This window comes from uncultured Microbacterium sp., from assembly GCF_937927635.1.
Taxonomy (GTDB): Bacteria; Actinomycetota; Actinomycetes; order Actinomycetales; family Microbacteriaceae; genus Microbacterium.
Genome location: NZ_CALBRW010000007.1, coordinates 58,519 through 76,017 on the forward strand (window position 1 = coordinate 58,519; position 17,499 = coordinate 76,017).

The following is a 17,499-nucleotide window of genomic DNA, read 5'->3' on the forward strand; positions in this document are numbered from 1 at the left end:
CCTTCACTGTAGCCGTGGCATCGGGCGGCATTCCGGCCGGCTCCGGCTCCGTCCCGATGACAGACCCCTCGGGTAGAGTTGCGTGCGCCCGACCGGGCATCATCCGGCCGCATGAGGAGCAGCTACCCCTGTGACATCTTCCGACGATCCGCACGATGCTTCGGCGACCCCGGAACCGCGTCCCCTGAAGATCCTCATCGGCTGCGACACCTTCGCGCCCGATATCAACGGCGCTGCCCGCTTCGCCGAGCGCCTGGCCGCCGGGCTGGTGCAGCGCGGTCACGAGGTGCACGTCGTCGCCCCCAACTCGGCGTACCGCCGCTCGGCCACGCACACCGAGATCATCGAGGGCGAGCCGGTCATCATGCACCGGCTGCCGGCGGTGCGCTGGCTGCCGCACGACTGGCTGCGGTTCATCTGGCCGTGGCGCTCCAAGCACTATGCCCGCACCGTGCTCGACGAGGTGCAGCCCGACGTGGTGCACATCCAATCGCACATCGTCATCGGCCGGGGCCTGTCCCGCATCGCGCACCAGCGCGGCATCCCGATCATCGCCACCAACCACGTGATGGCCGAGAACATCCTCGACCACACCACCATGCCGGACTTCATCAACAGGATCGTGCTCAAGTTCGCCTGGGACGACGCCAAGCGCACCTTCGACCTGACCCGTGCCGTCACCACGCCCACGCGCAAGGCCGCCGACTTCCTCGAGCACACCATCGACATCACCGGTGTGATCCCCATCTCGTGCGGTATCGATCGGCGCAATTACACGCCGATCATCGGCCCGCGGAAGCAGAACCGCATCCTGTTCGTCGGCCGCCTGACCGGCGAGAAGAAGGTGGATGTCGTGCTGCACGCCCTGGCGAAGCTCGATCCCGCACTGGACGTGCACTTCGACATCGCCGGCGGCGGCGACCAGCGCAAGGCCCTGGAGGCCCTCACCCACCACCTCGGGCTCGAGGATCGCGTCACCTTCCACGGTCGCGTCACCGACGAGCAGCTGCGCGAGCTGTACTCGCAGGCATCTCTGTTCGTGATCGCCTCGATCGCCGAGCTGCAGTCGATCGTGACGATGGAGGCCATGGCATCCGCCCTGCCGGTCGTCGGCGCGAACGCCGTCGCCCTGCCGCATCTCGTGCACGACGGCGAGAACGGCTACCTGTTCGAGCCGGGGGACGTCGACGACCTCGCCGAGAAGCTCACGAAGGTGCTGACCGCCGAGCCTGCGGAGTACGAGCGGATGCAGCGGGCGTCGCTCGACGGCGTTGCCGTGCACGACATCAACCGCACGCTGGACACCTTCGAGGCGCTGTACCGCGACGAGCCGCTGCCGGCCTGACGGATCAGTCCCAGCGGCCGGGTTCGGCCAGCACGTGCGAGCGCACGCTCGCGGCATCCGCCTGGACCTCGGCCGTGCAGTACAGCAGCGACTCGGTCGGGTAGCCGTGCGCGTTGTTGTCGCGGATGATGGCTCGATCGTCGTCGGGACTCAGCTGTGCGCTGCGCGCCAGCAGGGCGACCCACCGATCCGCCCAGCCGTCGTCTTCGGGGCGGGCGGCGGCGAACTCCGGCAGCCACGCCTCGATGCGGGCCGTGCGCGGATCGTCGAGGTCGTCGTGCGCGATCATGTGCACGCCGTGCGGCACGGGCGTCTCGCGCAGCTCGGCGCCATCCCAGTGCAGCACGCGGGATCCCGACGGCGTGACCTCCAGCAGGTTGAAGCCGTGCATCCGCAGCGGAGCCTCGGGGGAGCGCCCCGCGACGGACTCCAGTGCCAGCGAACCGCGGGAGAGCGCCTCGAGGGAGGGATCGAGCGTGTCGGCGCGGTTCAGCAGCACGGCCAGGCGGCGCTCACGCGGACTGACAGCCAGCCACGCGCCTCCGGCACGACGGTCATGGATGCCGATCACGCCCGGATACTCTTCCGGCCACCACTCGCCCAGATCGTCCCAGGCGCGCTGCGGATCCTCGTCGCGCACGGCCAGCAGCCGCGCTCCGGCGTCTGCGACATCGATCACCACGGTGCACACGTGCACGAGTCTATGGGCGCGCGTCGCACCCCTGGGGCAGAATCAAGACGTGAACATCGTCGTGGGAGTCACCGGCGGCATCGCCGCGTACAAGGCGGTGCACCTGGTGCGCCTGCTCATCAAGGACGGGCACGAGGTGACGGTCATCCCCACCGAGGATGCGCTGCGCTTCGTGGGCCTGCCGACGTGGGAGGCCATCAGCCGGCATCCGGTCACCACCAGCGTGCACGACGACGTCGCGAAGGTGCGCCATGTCGCCCTCGGGCAGGCGGCCGAGCTCGTGATCGTCGCGCCCGCCACCGCCAATACCATCGCGAAGATGGCCGCGGGCTTGGCCGACGACCTGCTGGGCACCACGCTGCTGGCCACCACCGCGCCGGTCGCCATCGCCCCCGCCATGCACACCGAGATGTGGCTCCACCCGGCCACCCAGGCGAACATCGACACCCTGCGCGAGCGCGGCGTCGCCATCCTCGGCCCCGCCGAGGGCGAGCTCACCGGAGGCGACTCCGGGCCGGGGCGGATGCTGGAGCCCGAGCAGATCGCCGAGCGGGCGCTCGCGCTGATCGCCGAACGCGATCTGGACGGTCTGCGCGTCGTCGTCTCCGCGGGCGGCACCCGCGAGCCCCTCGACCCGGTGCGGTTCCTGGGCAACCGCTCCAGCGGCAGGCAGGGCACAGCTCTCGCGCTGGCCGCGGCCGACCGCGGCGCCGAGGTGGTGCTGGTCGCCGCGAACATCGACGGAGGAGTGCTGGCGGATGCTGTTCAGCATCCGCTCATCCGCGTCGAGCACGCAGGGACCGCAGCCGAACTCGGCGACGCCATGCGCCGTGCCGCCGAGGACGCGGCCGTGATCGTGATGGCCGCGGCCGTCGCCGATTACCGGCCTGCCGAGGTCGCCGACGCCAAGCTCACCAAGGAGTCCGGCCCGCTGGAGAGCATCGACCTCGTGCAGAACGAGGACATCGTCGCGGGGCTGGCCGCCCGCCGGCATCCGGGACAGATCGTCGTCGCGTTCGCGGCCGAGACCCCGCAGGACGCCGACGAGATGATCGCGCGCGCCCGTCGCAAGCGCGAGCGCAAGGGCGTCGACCTGCTGGTGGTCAACGAGGTCGGCTGGGACCGCGGTTTCGAGTCCGCCACCAACGCCGTGCAGGTGATCGGCGAGAACGGAGCCGTGCTGTCACGGGCATCCGGTTCCAAGCGCGCCGTCGCCGACGACATCTGGGACGTGATCTCAGCGAATCTCGGGTGACCGGAAGCCGTCATTCTGCTAAAGTTGAGTCATCACCACTCAACTTTGAAGGAGTCTCCTCAGGAGGAACGAATGACCAACCCCGCACAGCAGAACGAAGAGCAGCAGAGCGCCCTCGAGCAGTTCGGCATCAACCTCACCGATCGAGCCCGCCAGGGCAAGCTCGATCCGGTGATCGGCCGTGACAGCGAGATCCGCCGGGTGAGCCAGGTGCTCACTCGGCGCACCAAGAACAACCCCGTCCTGATCGGGGAGCCCGGCGTCGGCAAGACCGCCGTGGTCGAGGGTCTCGCGCAGCGCATCGTCGCGGGGGACGTGGCCGAGTCGCTCAAGGACAAGCAGCTCATCTCGCTCGACATCTCCGCCCTGGTCGCCGGTGCCATGTACCGCGGCCAGTTCGAGGAGCGACTGAAGAGCGTCCTGAAGGAGATCGCCGACTCCGAGGGCCGGGTGATCACGTTCATCGACGAGCTGCACGTGCTGATGGGCGCGGGCGGCGGCGAGGGGTCGGTCGCGGCATCCAACATGCTCAAGCCCATGCTCGCCCGCGGCGAGCTGCGCATGATCGGCGCCACCACCCTCAACGAGTACCGCGAGTTCATCGAGAAGGATGCGGCGCTCGAGCGCCGCTTCCAGCAGGTCTACGTGGGCGAGCCGAGCGTCGAGGACACCATCGCCATCCTGCGCGGACTGAAGGGCCGCTACGAGGCGCACCACGGGGTCACCATCTCCGACAGCGCGCTGGTGGCCGCCGCCGCGCTCTCCCACCGCTATCTGCCCAGCCGGCAGCTGCCCGACAAGGCCATCGACCTGATCGACGAGGCCATGTCGCGCCTGAAGATGGAGATCGACTCCTCGCCGGTGGAGATCGACGAGCTCAAGCGCCAGGTCGACCGCATGAAGCTCGAGGAGCTTGCCCTCAAGCGCGAGAAGGATGCCGCGTCGAAGGAGCGCCTGACCACGCTGCGCGAGCACCTCGCAGGCCTGGAGAGCGAGCTGTCCGCACTCGAGGAGCGCTGGGCCCGCGAGCGTCAGGGACTGAACCGCGTGGGCGAGCTGAAGAAGAAGCTCGACGACGCCATCACCCAGCGCGATCTGGCCATGCGCAATGCCGACTACACCCGCGCGTCCAAGCTGGAGTACGAGACCATCAAGCGCCTGCAGGCCGAGATCGCCGAGGCCGAGGCCTCGGAGGCCGCCGTCTCCAGCGAGGGGCGGATGGTCAACGAGCAGGTCACCGACGAGGACATCGCCGCCGTGATCGCCGCCTGGACCGGCATCCCCGTCGGGCGGCTGCTGCAGGGCGAGAGCGAGAAGCTGCTGCACCTGGAGAGCGAGCTGGGCAGGCGGCTGATCGGGCAGAAGGATGCCGTTCGCGCCGTCTCCGACGCGGTTCGGCGTTCGCGCGCCGGCATCAGCGACCCCGGCCGCCCCACCGGATCGTTCCTGTTCCTGGGACCCACCGGTGTCGGCAAGACAGAGCTGGCCAAGGCGCTGGCGGAGTTCCTCTTCGACGATGAGCACGCCATGGTGCGCATCGACATGAGCGAGTACGGCGAGAAGCACTCCGTATCGCGGCTGGTCGGCGCCCCTCCGGGGTACATCGGCTACGAGCAGGGCGGTCAGCTGACCGAGGCCGTGCGCCGGCGCCCCTACAGCGTCGTGCTGCTGGACGAGGTCGAGAAGGCGCACCCCGAGGTGTTCGACGTGCTGCTGCAGGTGCTCGACGACGGCCGGCTCACCGACGGCCAGGGCCGCACGGTGGACTTCTCCAACGTGATCCTCATCCTCACCAGCAACATCGGCTCGCCGATCCTCATCGACCCGCTGCTGAGCACGGATCAGAAGCGCGAGCAGGTGATGGCGCTGGTGCGGCAGTCGTTCCGCCCCGAGTTCCTGAACCGGCTCGACGACATCGTGATGTTCGCCGCGCTCACGCAGGACGACCTGGCGCAGATCGTGGAGCTGTCGGTGGATGCCCTGCAGCGGCGCCTCGGCGATCGCCGGCTCACGCTGGCCGTCACCCCGGATGCCCGGTCGTGGCTGGCCGAGCGCGGCTACGACCCGGTGTTCGGCGCCCGTCCGCTGCGCCGGCTCATCCAGACCGAGGTGCAGAACCGGCTCGCCACCGCGCTGCTGTCCGGCGCCGTGCACGACGGCGACACCGTGCGCGTGGACGTCGCGGCCGACGGCTCGGGACTGGTGCTCACCAGCGACGACTCCGGCACAGCATCCGGGGCTGCGGTGTGAATCTGCGCGATCTGTCGTACCTGGTCGCCGTCGCCGAGGAGGGCCACTTCGGGCGGGCGGCGGCGGCCTGCTACGTCAGCCAGCCCACGCTGTCGACGCAGATCCGCAAGCTCGAGCGCGAGCTGGGAGTGACGCTCGTCGAGCGCGCCCGCGGCGGCGTGCTGCTCACGCCCGTGGGTGCGCAGGTCGTCGAGCGCGCGCAGGCGGCGCTGAGCGCGGTGGCCGACATGGAGGCGCTGGCCCGCGCCGCGCAGGACCCCGAGTCCGGCATCCTGCAGCTGGGCGTGCTGCCCACCTCCGGCCCCTATCTCATGCCGCACGTGCTGCGCCGCGTGCGGGACCGGTACCCGCGCGTGCAGCTGCGGCTCGTGGAGGACAAGACCGACGCACTGCTGGCCCGGCTGAATGCCGGCGCCCTGGATGCCGTGATCTGCGCGCTGCCCGTGGAGGATGCCGGGCTGCGCACCGAGGTGCTGTTCCAGGAGCCGTTCGTGCTGGCCACGCCGACCGGGCATCACCTGGCGGGCAAGCCCGATCTGGCCGTCGATGACCTGGCCGGCGAGCAGCTGCTGCTGCTGGAGCAGGGGCACTGCCTGCGCGACCAGGCGCTGGATGTCTGCACGCTGGCCGGAGCGTCGGAGAAGGGCGACTTCCGGGCGACGAGCCTGGAGACGCTGCGCGAGATGGTGGCTGTCGACGTCGGCATCACCCTGCTGCCGGTGCTGGCCGTGCAGCCCCCGATCGCCCGGACCGTGTCGCTGACCGTGACGCCGTTCGCAGGTCCCGCGCCTGCCCGCACGATGGCCATGCTGTGGCGCACCTCGGCGGTGGGAGGCGAACTGCTCAGTGGCATCGCGGACGTCATCCGCGACCTTCCGGCGGGGCTGCTGGATCCACCACGCGCCGTCGCAGAATAGGCAATGCCTATCATCGATTGAGAATCAATTGATTGGACGTCCTCATAAGGCATTCATAGACTGGATGCGGGCAGCATCTGCCCGAAGGAGGACAGGAAAATGGCGAACGTGCACGGACCCCGGCGGCTGGGACCGCTGACCTGGCTGGTCGGCGAGTGGGAGGGCGACACGGGAACCGACGTGTCGTACCACAACCGCGACGACGAGACGACCCCCACCGGCTACTTCGAGAAGGCCTGGTTCCGTCCGATCCCGCTGCAGGAGAACGGCCAGCAGCGCATCGAGGGCCTGACCTACGGCATGAAGGCGTGGCGGCACGGCGAAGAGGCGATGGACCCATTCCACGACGAGGTCGGCTACCTGCTCTGGGAGCCCTCCACTCGGCAGGTCATCCGCAACGTGGTCTTCGGCCGCGGCATCGCGCTGATGGCCGGCGGCGAGGCGGACGCCTACGACAACTCGTTCTCGTTCAAGGCCACCCCGGGTGACCCGAACTACGGCATCCTGCAGAACAAGTACCTGTCGGGCCGCGCCGAGCTGCGCGGCTTCGAGGGCACCTTCACGTTCAACGAGGACGAGACGTTCACCTACACGCAGACCCTGGTGCTGAAGCTCGGCGCCCTCGGCGGCGTGGAGATGGACCACACCGACACCAACACGCTGCACCGCGTGAAGCGCTACCACCCGGGCTCCGAGTTCAACTGAGCTCGGCTCACGGACGGCCGTTCTTGGTGGCGTCGAACGCGGCGAGGGCCCGCCGGCGCGTCTCCTTCAGGTCGACGATCGGATCGAGTCCTTCGGACTCCGGTGCCCAGCGCTGAACGTATGTGCCGTGCGGGTCGAACTTCTTCTGCTGCAGCAGCGGGTTGAAGACTCTGAAATAGGGTGCCGCGTCTGCTCCGCAACCGGCGACCCATTGCCAGTTGAATGGGTTGTTCGCGGCGTCGGCATCCACCAGGGTGTCCCAGAACCAGCTCTCGCCGATCCGCCAGTCCAGCAGCAGGTTCTTGGTGAGGAACGAGGCGGTGATCATGCGGGCACGGTTGTGCATCGTGCCCGTCCGCCACAGTTCGCGCATGCCCGCATCGACGACGGGAAAGCCCGTCCTGCCCTTCCGCCAGGCGTCGAGCAGCTCCTGCTCAGGCTCCGCCCACTCGAACCGATCGAAGCGCCGGTCGATGTTCTCCTCGGCAAGCCCCGGCCGATGGAAGAGGGTGTACCAGGCGAACTCGCGCCATCCCAGCTCGCCGAGGAATCCCTGGACGTCTCCCTCGGCGGCCCGCGCTCGGTGCCAGATCGTATGCGGGCTGATCTCGCCCCAGCGCAGATGCGGGGAGAGTCCGGACGTGGCGGGCAGCGCCAGCATGTCCCGGCCGTCGGCATAGTCGTCCACTCGCTCGGCCAGGAACGACGTCAGTGCTGCGGTGGCGCTCTTCTCGCCCGGCGTCCAGCGCTGTCCGAACTCACTGGCCCAGTCCGGGTCGTGTGGCAGGAGTCCCCAGGAGTCCAGGTCGTCCGACCGCAGCTGCCTCTTCGCGGCCGTGAGCGTGTCCGGCGCCGGCAGCGGATGCCGCGGTTCCGGCATCCGCAGGCACGCACGCCAGAACGCGGAATACACCTGGAACGGCGTGCCCCCACTCGTCTGGATCGTCCACGGCTCGTGCAGCATGCCCGCGGGAAATGACCGGGTGTCGATGCCGTCGTCGCGCAGGCCCTTCTTCAGCGCGGCATCCAGCAAGCGTTCGGCACCGCCGTACCTCCGGTTCCACACCACGGCGTCGGCGCCGACTTCGGCGACCACCTCACGCACCACTGCGTCGGCGGCGCCCGTGCGCAGTACCAAGGGGACGCCCCACTCAGCAAGCGATGCCGCAAGCGATCGCAGGGAATGGTGCAGCCACCACCGTGCAGCCGCGCCCAGAGAGCGGATGCCGGGGCTCTCCTCGTCGTGGACGTACAGGCAGACCACCCCGTCGGCGTCGTCTCTGCCGACCGACAGGGCCGGGTTGTCCGCCAATCGCAGGTCGTCACGGAACCACACCAGCGTCGTCATCTCGTCTCTTCCCGTCCGTGGGGCGGCACCTTCATCGTCCTGATCCGCCCTCTGCTGAAATCACCGCGAGGAAGCTCAGGCTGGCCGCGGCGATCTGCGTGCGCGCATCCTGGTCGGGGATGGTCGGCTCACGGTCGCCGGGCTGCGGCCCGTAGCTGCCGAACTGCGCGTGGGACGCACCCCGGATGACGGTGAACCGCGTATCGGCCGGCAGGTCCGACCGGGACGCCGAGATCTTCGCCGGCGTTGCCAGCCCGTCCCTGCTGCCGGAGATCGACTCCACCGGGATGCGCAGCGACGAACTGAGGTCGCCCGCCGGGTACGACGCATACAACAGCAGGCCGACCGCCGGCGCCCGCGACGTGGTCTGGCCGCTGTCGGCCTGCAGCGCGGCCACCGTGCCACCCAGCGAATGACCACCCAGCACCCAGGAGGTGACCGCGGGATGCGCGTCGCGGGCCGCATCGAACGCCCCGGTGGCCAGGAACGCGATGTTCAACGGCTGTTTGGCGATCACGATGGGGTGCCCCGCCCGCGCCAACGGTCTCAGCACGGCCGCGTAGGCCCTGGCATCCACGAGCGCCCCCGGCTGGAAGAACACGCCGACTTCGCGCTGCGCCGCCGGCGCGGTCTCCCCCCGCGGCGCCATCGTGATCTGGGTGGCGGTCTCGATGACGCGAACGTAGGCATCCGATCGCATGGCCGTCAGGGCGGGCTGCGCCGCCGCGAAGGGCTTCAGCCACGCGATGGCGGCGACACCGGCGGCCGCGAGCACGAGAGTCACCGCCCGCGCCACCGCACGCCAGCCCCGTCTGCGCGCCCGACGCACGATGTTGCGCCACAGTGCCAGCGGGGCGATGAGGAGGACAGCCCCCAGCACGACCGGATAGGCCGGATGCAGGTGCACCAGTGTCGCGCCGAGTGTCGTCACAACCCAGACGACGATAGCGATCGCGGCGGTGGCGACGACGATCGACGCCCACGCCAGGATGCCGCGCCGCCCGGCCGGAGTGGACTCCACGATCACCACCGCCCGCCGCCGGCTGCCGGGTCGCTGTCGCTCTCGTCCCCCGCCTCGTCCCCCGTCTCACGATCGGCGCCGGCACGGCCCGAGCCGAGCCGCAGCGTCGCGATCAACCCCAACGCGAGGAATCCGGCGGCCGCGAACGCGGAATAGCGGGTGCCGTCGCTGAAGGCATCCTTCGCCGCGGTGCCGACAGCGGCGTCCTTCTCCGCGATGCCAGGAATCGCACCTCCCGCGCTGACCACCACCGTGTCGACGATGCTCGAGCGCGCTTGCGGGGGCAGCGCGTGCTGATCGGCGAGGCGGGCATCCAGTGCCGAGCCCGTGGATGTGAACAGGATGGTGCCGAGGATCGCGATGCCCAGCGCCGAGCCGATCTGCCGTGCTGTGCTCTGCGTGCCCGAGCCCTGCCCGCTGAGGTTGATCGGAACATCGTTCAGAACCACGCCGGTCAATTGCGCCGTCGCCATGCCCAGCCCGATGCCGTAGACGAACAGGAAGGGAGTGACGTCGAGCCAGCCGGCCGATGCACTGATCACGAATCCCAGGCCGGCGACCCCGATGATCTCGGCCGCGATGCCCACACGCACCAGGACGATCGGCGTCAGCTTTCGGCTGAACGCGGCGGAGAGCCCACTGGCGACGAACGACCCGACGGCCAAGGCGAGCAGCACGAAACCGGTCTGCAACGCGTCATAGCCGATCACGTTCTGCAGCCACAGCGGCAACGACAGCACGATCCCGAACTCACCGAGCGAGACGATCAGGGCGGCGATGTTGCCGTTTCGGAACGACGGGATGCTGAACAGCGACAGGGCGAGCAGAGTCGGCTCTCCGCGCCGCATGCGCCGCACGCCCCACCAGATGAACGCCACGACCGAGAGCGCCGACACCGCGAACGCGAGCGGCACCGGCGAGAGCTCGAACGGCCACTTCCAGCCGCCCAGCTCGAGCCGGTGGTCATCGTCGGCAAGCCACCAGCCGTAGGTGCGTCCTTCGATCAGCCCGAACACCAGGGTGGCGCTGGCGATCACCGAGAGCACGGCCCCGACGATGTCGAGGCGCCGCGTGCCCTCTGTGTCCTTGGACTCCGTGACGGTCGCGAGCACCCCGACCAGCACCGCGATGCCCAGCGGCACGTTGATGCCGAAGGCCCAGCGCCACGAGTAGTAGGTCGTGAGCCAGCCGCCCAGCAACGGTCCCACCGCCACCATGCCGCCGATCGTCGAGCCCCAGACCGCGAACGCGATGCCCCGGTCACGACCGCGGAATCCCGCGTTGATGAGCGACAGCGTGGTGGGCAGCACCATGGCGCCGCCGATGCCCTGCACCACCCGTGCGCCGATCAGCAGGTCCCCGGTGGGTGCGAGCGCGGCCAGTACGGACGCCCCGACGAACACGCCGACGCCGACGAGCAGCATGAGCCGGCGACCGAAGCGGTCGGCCAGCGTGCCGAAAACGAGAAGGAGCGCGGCAAACACCAGCGTGTAGCTCTCCTGCACCCACTGCACCTGGGTCGAACTGATCTTCAGGTCGCGCACGATCGACGGGATCGCGACGTTCACGATCGTCGAGTCGACGATGATCAGGGCGACTGCGAAACTGATGAAGACGAGACTGGTCCACCTCTTCGCCGCACGGCTCATGAGCGTCGGCTCCGGGTCACGGCGGCGGCACGGCACAGGATGGTCGCCAGGATGACGATGGCGACGGTGATGAACGCGCTCGTCGCGGCCGGCACCGAGTGCGGTTCGCCATTCAGCCGAGCAACGCCGAGCCACGCCAGCCCCCAGCACAGCGACAGGCTCGGGGCGATCCGACCCCGCCCGGCCATCGCGAGCGCGACCCCGACCGCGCCGGCCACCCCGACCACGACCACCGCCCACAGGTCGGCCGGAACGCCCCACCCGGTGAACCCTGCCGCCACCAGCACCGCCGAGATGTTCGCAGCCGTCGCCACGCACACCCAGCCGAGATAGAGGCCGATCACGCCGTCGACCAGCACCGCCTCGACCCAGCCCTTGCCCCGAGTGCGCACGCACACGGCGAACGCGAACGCGAGCACGGCCAGCAGAGCCGCGATGACGACGACGCTGAGAGCCAACAGCCCCGCCTGCACGCTGAGGATCCACGCCGCATTCAACAGCAGCGAAGCGGCCACCGGATACCCGAGCACCCGTTGCCGAGGATCCGCGGCGCGGCCGGGCAGTGCCTGCCACACAGCGCAGGCCGCCAGCCCCAGGTAGATGACGCTCCAGATCGAGAACGCGGGGACCGCCGGCGCGATCGGCGTGGCATCCGCACTGAGCGCGCCATCGGATGCGTTCTGGATCGGCGTCCCGCCGAACGCCCCCGACCCGACCGCGGCGCCTGCCAACGCCAGCACCAACGAGACGAGCACGACCACCTGGCGGATCCGGTCCGCGGGAATCACCGATCTCGGGTGCACCGCTTCCGTCATCCCAGAACCTCCCACCTCACTCGGACCCGCTCGCCATCACCGGATGCGACGCAGGACCATCAGATCTCGCTCCGGAGAGTTCCGGATTCCGCTGATGCGTCCACGCTCGCGCCACCCACAAAGTTGTTTGCTAGGCAAACATCTAGCTAAGCATACTATTTGTTGACCGCGGCGTCGATAGTGCAGCCGGTGACCGGTGCGAAATCAGTCGGATCCGGTCATCCGGGAGTCAGGAGCGAGTCGAGCTCGGCCAGTCGGAGGGACCCCGCGAACCCGCGGGGTATTCGTCCATGGGCACGTCGCCCCGGGCCCATGCATCGCGCACGGGCTGGATGATCCGCCAGCACTGCTCCGCGGCATCCGCCCGCACCGACAGCGCGACGTCGCCGTCGAGGATCTCGCTGAGCACCTCGGTGTAGGCCAGCAGCGTGCCCTTGCCCAGCTTGCTGGAGAGCACGTCGCGGCGCAGCGCGAACGGGTCGTCCGCACCGTTGACGTTCAGCTCCAGGTCGATCTGGTCGGGGCCCAGCACGAACCGCAGGATGCCACCGTCGGCCGGCCTGCCGGTGAGGCCCTCGGGGATGTGCCGCACGGGCTTGAAAGTCACGACGATCTCCGCGCGGCGCCCTTTCATGGCCTTGCCGCTGCGCAGCGTGAACGGCACTCCCGCCCAGCGTGCGGTGTGCACCTCGCAGGTGATCTCCGCCAGCGTCTCCGTGTCGTGCGAGGGATCCACGCCGTCCTCGTCGACGTACGAGGGCACATCGCGCCCGTCGCTCTTCGTGCCGATGCGCCCTGTCGTGTAGCGCGCACGGCGGGAGGACCGCACGGGGTTGTCGTCCCAGATCCGGGTGGCGCGCAGCGCCGCGGCCATGGCGTCGCGCAGGTCGAGCTCGTCCAGGTCGTGCGGCTGCTCCATGGCCAGGACCGCCAGCACCTGCAGCAGGTGGCTCTGGATCATGTCGATCATGGCACCCGCCTTGTCGTAGTACCGCGCGCGATTCTCCAGCGCCAGGGCCTCGTCGTAGCGCACCAGCACGGACTGCACGTGGTCGGCCGACCAGACCGGCTCGACCAGCCGGTTGGCGAAGCGCACGCCCAGCACGTTCAGCAGCGTGGACCGGCCCAGGAAGTGGTCTACGCGGAAGATGCGCTCCTCGGGCACCAGCTGCAGCAGCAGCGTATTCAGATCGCGTGCGCTGCTCTCATCGGAGCCGAACGGCTTCTCCAGTGCCAGCACGGTGTTCTCCGGTAGATCCACTTCGCGCAGCACCTCGCAGGCGGCCACGGCCACCGCCGGCGGCAGCGCGAAGTAGATCACCAGGCGGCCCTGCACGCCCTTGACGAGCGCCGACAGTGCGGCCTTGTCCGTCACATCGGCCTTCGTGTAGGTGGTGCCGTCGACGCGTGAGACCTGGTCAGCGGCATCCGAGGACCCGAACGATGTCTGCACGGTCTGCTGCCACTTCTCCTGGCTCCAGTCATCGGATCCGGCGCCGTGCAGCGCCAGCTTCCGGTCCGGCTCGCGCCGCAGCAGCTGGCCGATCGCGGGCAGCAGCAGCCGGGACGTGAGGTCACCGGACGCGCCGAGGATGAGGAGCGTGGTCGTCGACATGGCATCGACGCTAGTCGCACCGCTGATGAAAGCAAGGGGCTGGATTCGGCATGCCGCAAGTGCGAGACTGACCGACGTGGCCATGCGAATCGAGGAATATGCCCTGCTCAGCAATTGTCGTACGGCGGCCCTGGTGTCCCGGGAGGGGAGTGTGGACTGGCTCTGCCTGCCACGGCTCGACTCGGCGAGCACCTTCGGCGGACTGCTCGGCGACGACGCGCACGGACGCTGGTCGCTGAGACCGGTCGATGCGACTACCCGGGTCACGAGGCGCTACGACCACGACACGTTCGTGCTCATCACCCGATGGGAGAGCGCGGATGCCGTGGCCGAGGTGCACGACTTCATGCCCATCGATCCGGACCCCGGCGGGGACATCCGCCGCACCGACCTGGTGCGGCGCGTCGTGGGCGTGCGGGGCCAGATGACGTTCGAGCAGCGGGTCAGCATCCGCTTCGACTACGCCAGGGCGATGCCCTGGGTGCGCCAGACCGGCACATCGCACCATCCGCGGCTGGTGGCGATGGCGGGACCGGATGCCGTCGTCCTGCGCGGCGCAGCGCTGAAGGCGGCCGACCACGAGCATCACGGGCAGGTGACCGTCGCGGCAGCGGAGGTGCGCGACCTCCAGCTGACCTGGTTCCCCTCGCACCTCGACGTGCCTGAGCCGCTGGAGGTGAACGCCGAGCTGGAGCGCACGAAGACGTGGTGGCAGGACTGGGCAGACCGGATCGAGCACAACGGACCGTATCACGGGTCCGTGGTGCGGTCGCTGCTGATCCTGCGCGCCCTCACCAACCACGAGACCGGCGGCATCGCGGCCGCGGCGACCATGTCCCTGCCGGAGGACCTCGGCGGAGAGCGAAACTGGGATTACCGCTACGTGTGGCTGCGCGATGCCGCGCTGACGCTGGAAGCGCTGCTCGATCACGGGTTCCTCATGCTCGCGGATCGCTGGCGGGAATGGCTGTTGCGGGCGGTCGCAGGCGACCCGGCCGACCTGCAGATCATGTACGGGCTCGCAGGGGAGCGGGATCTGACGGAGCGGGAGCTGAACTCGCTGCCCGGCTTCGCCGCATCCGCGCCGGTGCGGATCGGCAATGGTGCGGCCTCGCAGTACCAGGCCGACGTGGTCGGCGAGGTGCTGGTGACGCTGTCCGCCGCGCGGTCGGCGGGCCTGGAGGAGTCGAAGTTCTCCTGGTCGCTCGAGCGCCAGCTGCTGCGGTTCGCGGGCGAGCAGATCGAGCGGCCGGATCAGGGGCTGTGGGAGATCCGCGGGGAGCCGCACATGTTCACGCACTCCCGGGTGATGATGTGGGCGGCCTTCGACCGCGGCGTGCGCGCCGTGGAGGACTTCGGCCTGGAGGGTCCGGTGCAGCGGTGGCGCGAACTGCGCGATCGGCTGCGGACCGAGATCGACCGCGGGGGAGTGGCAGACGGGTACTTCACGCAGTACTACGGAAGCGGCGAGGTGGACGCGTCGCTGCTGCTGCTGCCGCAGGTGGGGTACTGCGCACCTGACGACCCGCGGATGCTGGCGACGGTCGAGCGCATCGAGCAGACGCTCATGCGCGACGGTCTGCTGCATCGCTACCGCACGGGCACCGGCGTGGACGGACTCGCCGGCGGGGAGAGCCCGTTCCTGGCCTGCTCGTTCTGGCTCGTGGAGCAGTACGCGGTGACGGGCCGGGAAGACGAGGCGCGAGAGCTGATGGACCGGCTGTGCGCGCTCGCCAACGATCTGGGGATGCTGTCGGAGGAATACGACCCGGAAGGCCGGCGCCAGGTCGGCAACACCCCGCAGGCCTTTTCGCACCTCGCCCTCGTGCGCGCCGCCGATGCGCTGACGCGCACCGAGCACCGGCCGCGCTGAACCCGAAGAGGATCAGCCGCGCAGCGCCTCCCGGAGCTTGACCCGGCTGCCCATCCGCAGCAGCGAGTTCTCGTAGATCTTCGCGCCCACCAGGATCGCCCCGACGCAGCTGACCAGCAGGATCACCAGCGACAGCAGCGGCTCCCACCATTGCGCCTCGCCGACGAACAGCCGCACCGGCATCGCCACGGGGGCGGAGAACGGGATGTACGACAGGATCGTCATCACCAGCGGGTTGTCGTTGAAGACGATCACCAGGATGTACGGCGCCATCACCAGCATCATCAGCGGCATGGTGGTGGATCCGATGTCCTCCTGGCGCGAGACCATCGCGGCGGCGCCGGAGTACAGCGAGGCCAGCAGGATGAAGCCGAACAGGAAGAAGACGGCGAACCACAGCACGGGAGCCCCGATACCGGCGAGCACCTCGTTCTGGCCGGTGACGATCAGGCCCACCACGGCTATCGCCGCCAGCAGGATGATCTGCGCCATCGCGAGGATCGTGTTGCCGAGCACCTTGCCCGCCAGCAGCACTCGGGTGGGGATCGCCGAGATCAGCAGCTCGACCACGCGGGTCTGCTTCTCCTCCACGACGCTCTGCGCGATGGTCGAGCCGAAGGTGGACGCGGCCATCAGGAACACCACGCCGAAGCCGATGGCCACCAGGTAGCGCACCAGCGGGTTGGTGGATGCCGGCTCCAGGATCTCCACGTGCGGCGCCTTGGACAGGCCCATCACCAGGCTCTGCGGCGCCTGGTCCTTGGCAAGGATCACCACGCCGGTCGGATCGTCAGCAGGCAGCACGGCGGCGACGACGTCGCCGCTCTTCACGACCTTCTCCGCCTCGGCGCGGTCGGCCACCTCGGTGACCTTCACGTTCGGCAGCGCGTTCACGATCTGCGCGGTCTGCGAGGTCGCGGCCACGGCGTCCGGAGTGGGGGACTTGCTGCTGAACCCGCCGATGAGCACGCCGGCCAGGGCGATCAGCAGCAGGATGCCGGTGGAGATCAGGAACGCCTTGCTGCGCAGCTTGGAGCTGATCTCGCGCTCCGCGACCAGCCACGTCAGGGATGAGTTCTTCACTGGATGACCTCCTTGAAGATCTGGGCGAGAGACGGATGCTGGGGGGCGAAGTTCGAGACCTCACCGCGGCCGACGGCCTCGCGCAGCACGCGCTGCGCCGTGTCTGGAGTGTCGACGTCGAACAGCGCCGACCCGCCCTCGAAGTCGACGACCGTCACGCCGGGCTCCGAGCGCAGCCAGCCGGCGTCGCCCGGGGAGTCCAGCTGGTAGCGCAGCGTGGAGTGCTGCGCACGCAGCTGCTCGCGGGTTCCGGATGCCCGGATCGTGCCACCCGCGATGATGATCAGGTCGTCGCAGAGCCGTTCGACCACGTCGAGCTGGTGCGAGGAGAACAGGATCGACGTGCCCCGTGCGGCACGCGACTGCAGCACCTCGGCGACCACGTCGACCGCCAGCGGATCCAGGCCCGAGAACGGCTCGTCGAGGATCAGCACCTCGGGGTCGTGCACGAGCGCGGCGGCGATCTGCGCGCGCTGCTGGTTGCCCAGCGACAGGGACTCGATGTTGTCGTTCAGGCGCTCGCCGAGGCCGAGCTCGGTCAGCAGTGCGGTGCCGCGGTGCGCAGCATCCGCCTTGTCGAAGCCGTGCAGTCGGGCGAGGTAGACGACCTGCTCGAGCACCCTCATCTTCGGGTACAGGCCGCGCTCCTCCGGCATGTACCCGAACCGGCGGCGGTCGGACGTGGACAGCGGGGCGCCGTCGAGGGTCACCGTTCCGCCGTCGGCCGCCAGCACGCCCAGGATGATGCGCATGGTGGTGGTCTTGCCCGCGCCGTTGCCGCCGACGAAGCCCGTCAGCCGCCCGGGTGCGACGTCGAAGCCGACTCGGTCGAGCACGGTCCGAGTGCCGTAGCGCTTGGTGACGCCCTCGAGGTGCAGCGTGCCTGTCCGCACGGTGGTCTGGATGCCTGTTGCCTGCATGCCTCCACGCTA

Annotated in this window: 14 protein-coding genes; 6 read left to right on the forward strand and 8 right to left on the reverse strand. The window is 69.4% G+C overall.

What is annotated here, in order from left to right; genetic code table 11:
- Positions 1-130: 130 nt before the first annotated feature.
- Positions 131-1,345, forward strand: a complete 1,215-nt coding sequence (locus tag Q0568_RS02055; RefSeq protein WP_298861445.1) for a glycosyltransferase — start codon at positions 131-133, stop codon at positions 1,343-1,345.
- 4 nt (positions 1,346-1,349) lie between these two features.
- Here the strand turns inward: Q0568_RS02055 and Q0568_RS02060 are convergent, their stop codons facing one another.
- On the reverse strand, positions 1,350-2,036 hold the full coding sequence (locus Q0568_RS02060) for an NRDE family protein (RefSeq protein WP_298861448.1): 687 nt from the start codon (positions 2,034-2,036) through the stop codon (positions 1,350-1,352).
- 49 nt (positions 2,037-2,085) lie between these two features.
- Between Q0568_RS02060 and coaBC the strand changes: the two genes are divergently transcribed.
- From coaBC to Q0568_RS02080, 4 genes are all read left to right on the forward strand, one after another.
- Positions 2,086-3,291, forward strand: coding sequence for a bifunctional phosphopantothenoylcysteine decarboxylase/phosphopantothenate--cysteine ligase CoaBC (coaBC, locus tag Q0568_RS02065; RefSeq protein ID WP_298861451.1), 1,206 nt, complete (start codon positions 2,086-2,088; stop codon positions 3,289-3,291).
- A gap of 72 nt (positions 3,292-3,363) precedes the next feature.
- Complete coding sequence (locus Q0568_RS02070) at positions 3,364-5,541, forward strand: AAA family ATPase (protein WP_298861454.1); 2,178 nt, start codon at positions 3,364-3,366, stop codon at positions 5,539-5,541.
- Positions 5,538-6,458, forward strand: coding sequence for a LysR substrate-binding domain-containing protein (locus Q0568_RS02075; RefSeq protein ID WP_298861457.1), 921 nt, complete (start codon positions 5,538-5,540; stop codon positions 6,456-6,458). Before Q0568_RS02070 ends, Q0568_RS02075 begins: the two co-directional genes overlap by 4 nt.
- A 99-nt stretch (positions 6,459-6,557) precedes the next feature.
- Positions 6,558-7,163, forward strand: a complete 606-nt coding sequence (locus Q0568_RS02080; RefSeq protein WP_298861460.1) for an FABP family protein — start codon at positions 6,558-6,560, stop codon at positions 7,161-7,163.
- A 7-nt stretch (positions 7,164-7,170) separates the two neighbouring features.
- On the opposite strand, the gene Q0568_RS02085 is transcribed toward Q0568_RS02080, so the two are convergent.
- From Q0568_RS02085 to Q0568_RS02105, 5 genes are all read right to left on the reverse strand, one after another.
- Complete coding sequence (locus Q0568_RS02085) at positions 7,171-8,511, reverse strand: deoxyribodipyrimidine photo-lyase (RefSeq protein WP_298861463.1); 1,341 nt, start codon at positions 8,509-8,511, stop codon at positions 7,171-7,173.
- Between the two features lie 31 nt (positions 8,512-8,542).
- Positions 8,543-9,532 (reverse strand): alpha/beta hydrolase, encoded by a 990-nt coding sequence (locus Q0568_RS02090; protein ID WP_298861465.1) that lies wholly within the window; start codon positions 9,530-9,532, stop codon positions 8,543-8,545.
- 2 nt (positions 9,533-9,534) lie between these two features.
- A complete protein-coding gene (locus tag Q0568_RS02095; protein ID WP_298861468.1) occupies positions 9,535-11,181 on the reverse strand; it encodes an MFS transporter in 1,647 nt (548 codons plus the stop codon).
- The gene (locus Q0568_RS02100) at positions 11,178-11,996 is read right to left on the reverse strand and encodes a tryptophan-rich sensory protein (protein ID WP_298861471.1); all 819 of its coding nucleotides are present in this window, start codon (positions 11,994-11,996) and stop codon (positions 11,178-11,180) included. Before Q0568_RS02100 ends, Q0568_RS02095 begins: the two co-directional genes overlap by 4 nt.
- 229 nt (positions 11,997-12,225) lie before the next feature.
- On the reverse strand, positions 12,226-13,611 hold the full coding sequence (locus tag Q0568_RS02105) for a glucose-6-phosphate dehydrogenase (protein ID WP_298861474.1): 1,386 nt from the start codon (positions 13,609-13,611) through the stop codon (positions 12,226-12,228).
- A gap of 82 nt (positions 13,612-13,693) precedes the next feature.
- On the opposite strand from Q0568_RS02105, the gene Q0568_RS02110 reads away from it, so the two are divergent.
- Positions 13,694-15,484, forward strand: a complete 1,791-nt coding sequence (locus tag Q0568_RS02110) for a glycoside hydrolase family 15 protein (protein WP_298861639.1) — start codon at positions 13,694-13,696, stop codon at positions 15,482-15,484.
- Between the two features lie 12 nt (positions 15,485-15,496).
- Here the strand turns inward: Q0568_RS02110 and Q0568_RS02115 are convergent, their stop codons facing one another.
- Positions 15,497-16,567, reverse strand: coding sequence for an ABC transporter permease (locus Q0568_RS02115; RefSeq protein WP_298861477.1), 1,071 nt, complete (start codon positions 16,565-16,567; stop codon positions 15,497-15,499).
- Positions 16,564-17,487: an ATP-binding cassette domain-containing protein gene (locus tag Q0568_RS02120; RefSeq protein ID WP_298861480.1), complete on the reverse strand. Its 924-nt coding sequence runs from the start codon at positions 17,485-17,487 to the stop codon at positions 16,564-16,566. The genes Q0568_RS02115 and Q0568_RS02120 overlap by 4 nt, the downstream gene beginning before the upstream one ends.
- Between the last annotated feature and the right edge of the window lie 12 nt (positions 17,488-17,499).

Bases quoted from the DNA above. Each gene is read 5' to 3' on its own strand.
- Q0568_RS02095 (WP_298861468.1), bottom strand. From the start codon at position 11,181: ATGAGCCGTGCGGCGAAGAGGTGGACCAGTCTCGTCTTCATCAGTTTC.
- Q0568_RS02085 (WP_298861463.1), bottom strand. From the start codon at position 8,511: ATGACGACGCTGGTGTGGTTCCGTGACGACCTGCGATTGGCGGACAAC.
- Q0568_RS02070 (WP_298861454.1), top strand. From the start codon at position 3,364: ATGACCAACCCCGCACAGCAGAACGAAGAGCAGCAGAGCGCCCTCGAG.
- Q0568_RS02105 (WP_298861474.1), bottom strand. From the start codon at position 13,611: ATGTCGACGACCACGCTCCTCATCCTCGGCGCGTCCGGTGACCTCACG.
- Q0568_RS02100 (WP_298861471.1), bottom strand. From the start codon at position 11,996: ATGACGGAAGCGGTGCACCCGAGATCGGTGATTCCCGCGGACCGGATC.
- Q0568_RS02080 (WP_298861460.1), top strand. From the start codon at position 6,558: ATGGCGAACGTGCACGGACCCCGGCGGCTGGGACCGCTGACCTGGCTG.
- Q0568_RS02120 (WP_298861480.1), bottom strand. From the start codon at position 17,487: ATGCAGGCAACAGGCATCCAGACCACCGTGCGGACAGGCACGCTGCAC.
- Q0568_RS02110 (WP_298861639.1), top strand. From the start codon at position 13,694: ATGCGAATCGAGGAATATGCCCTGCTCAGCAATTGTCGTACGGCGGCC.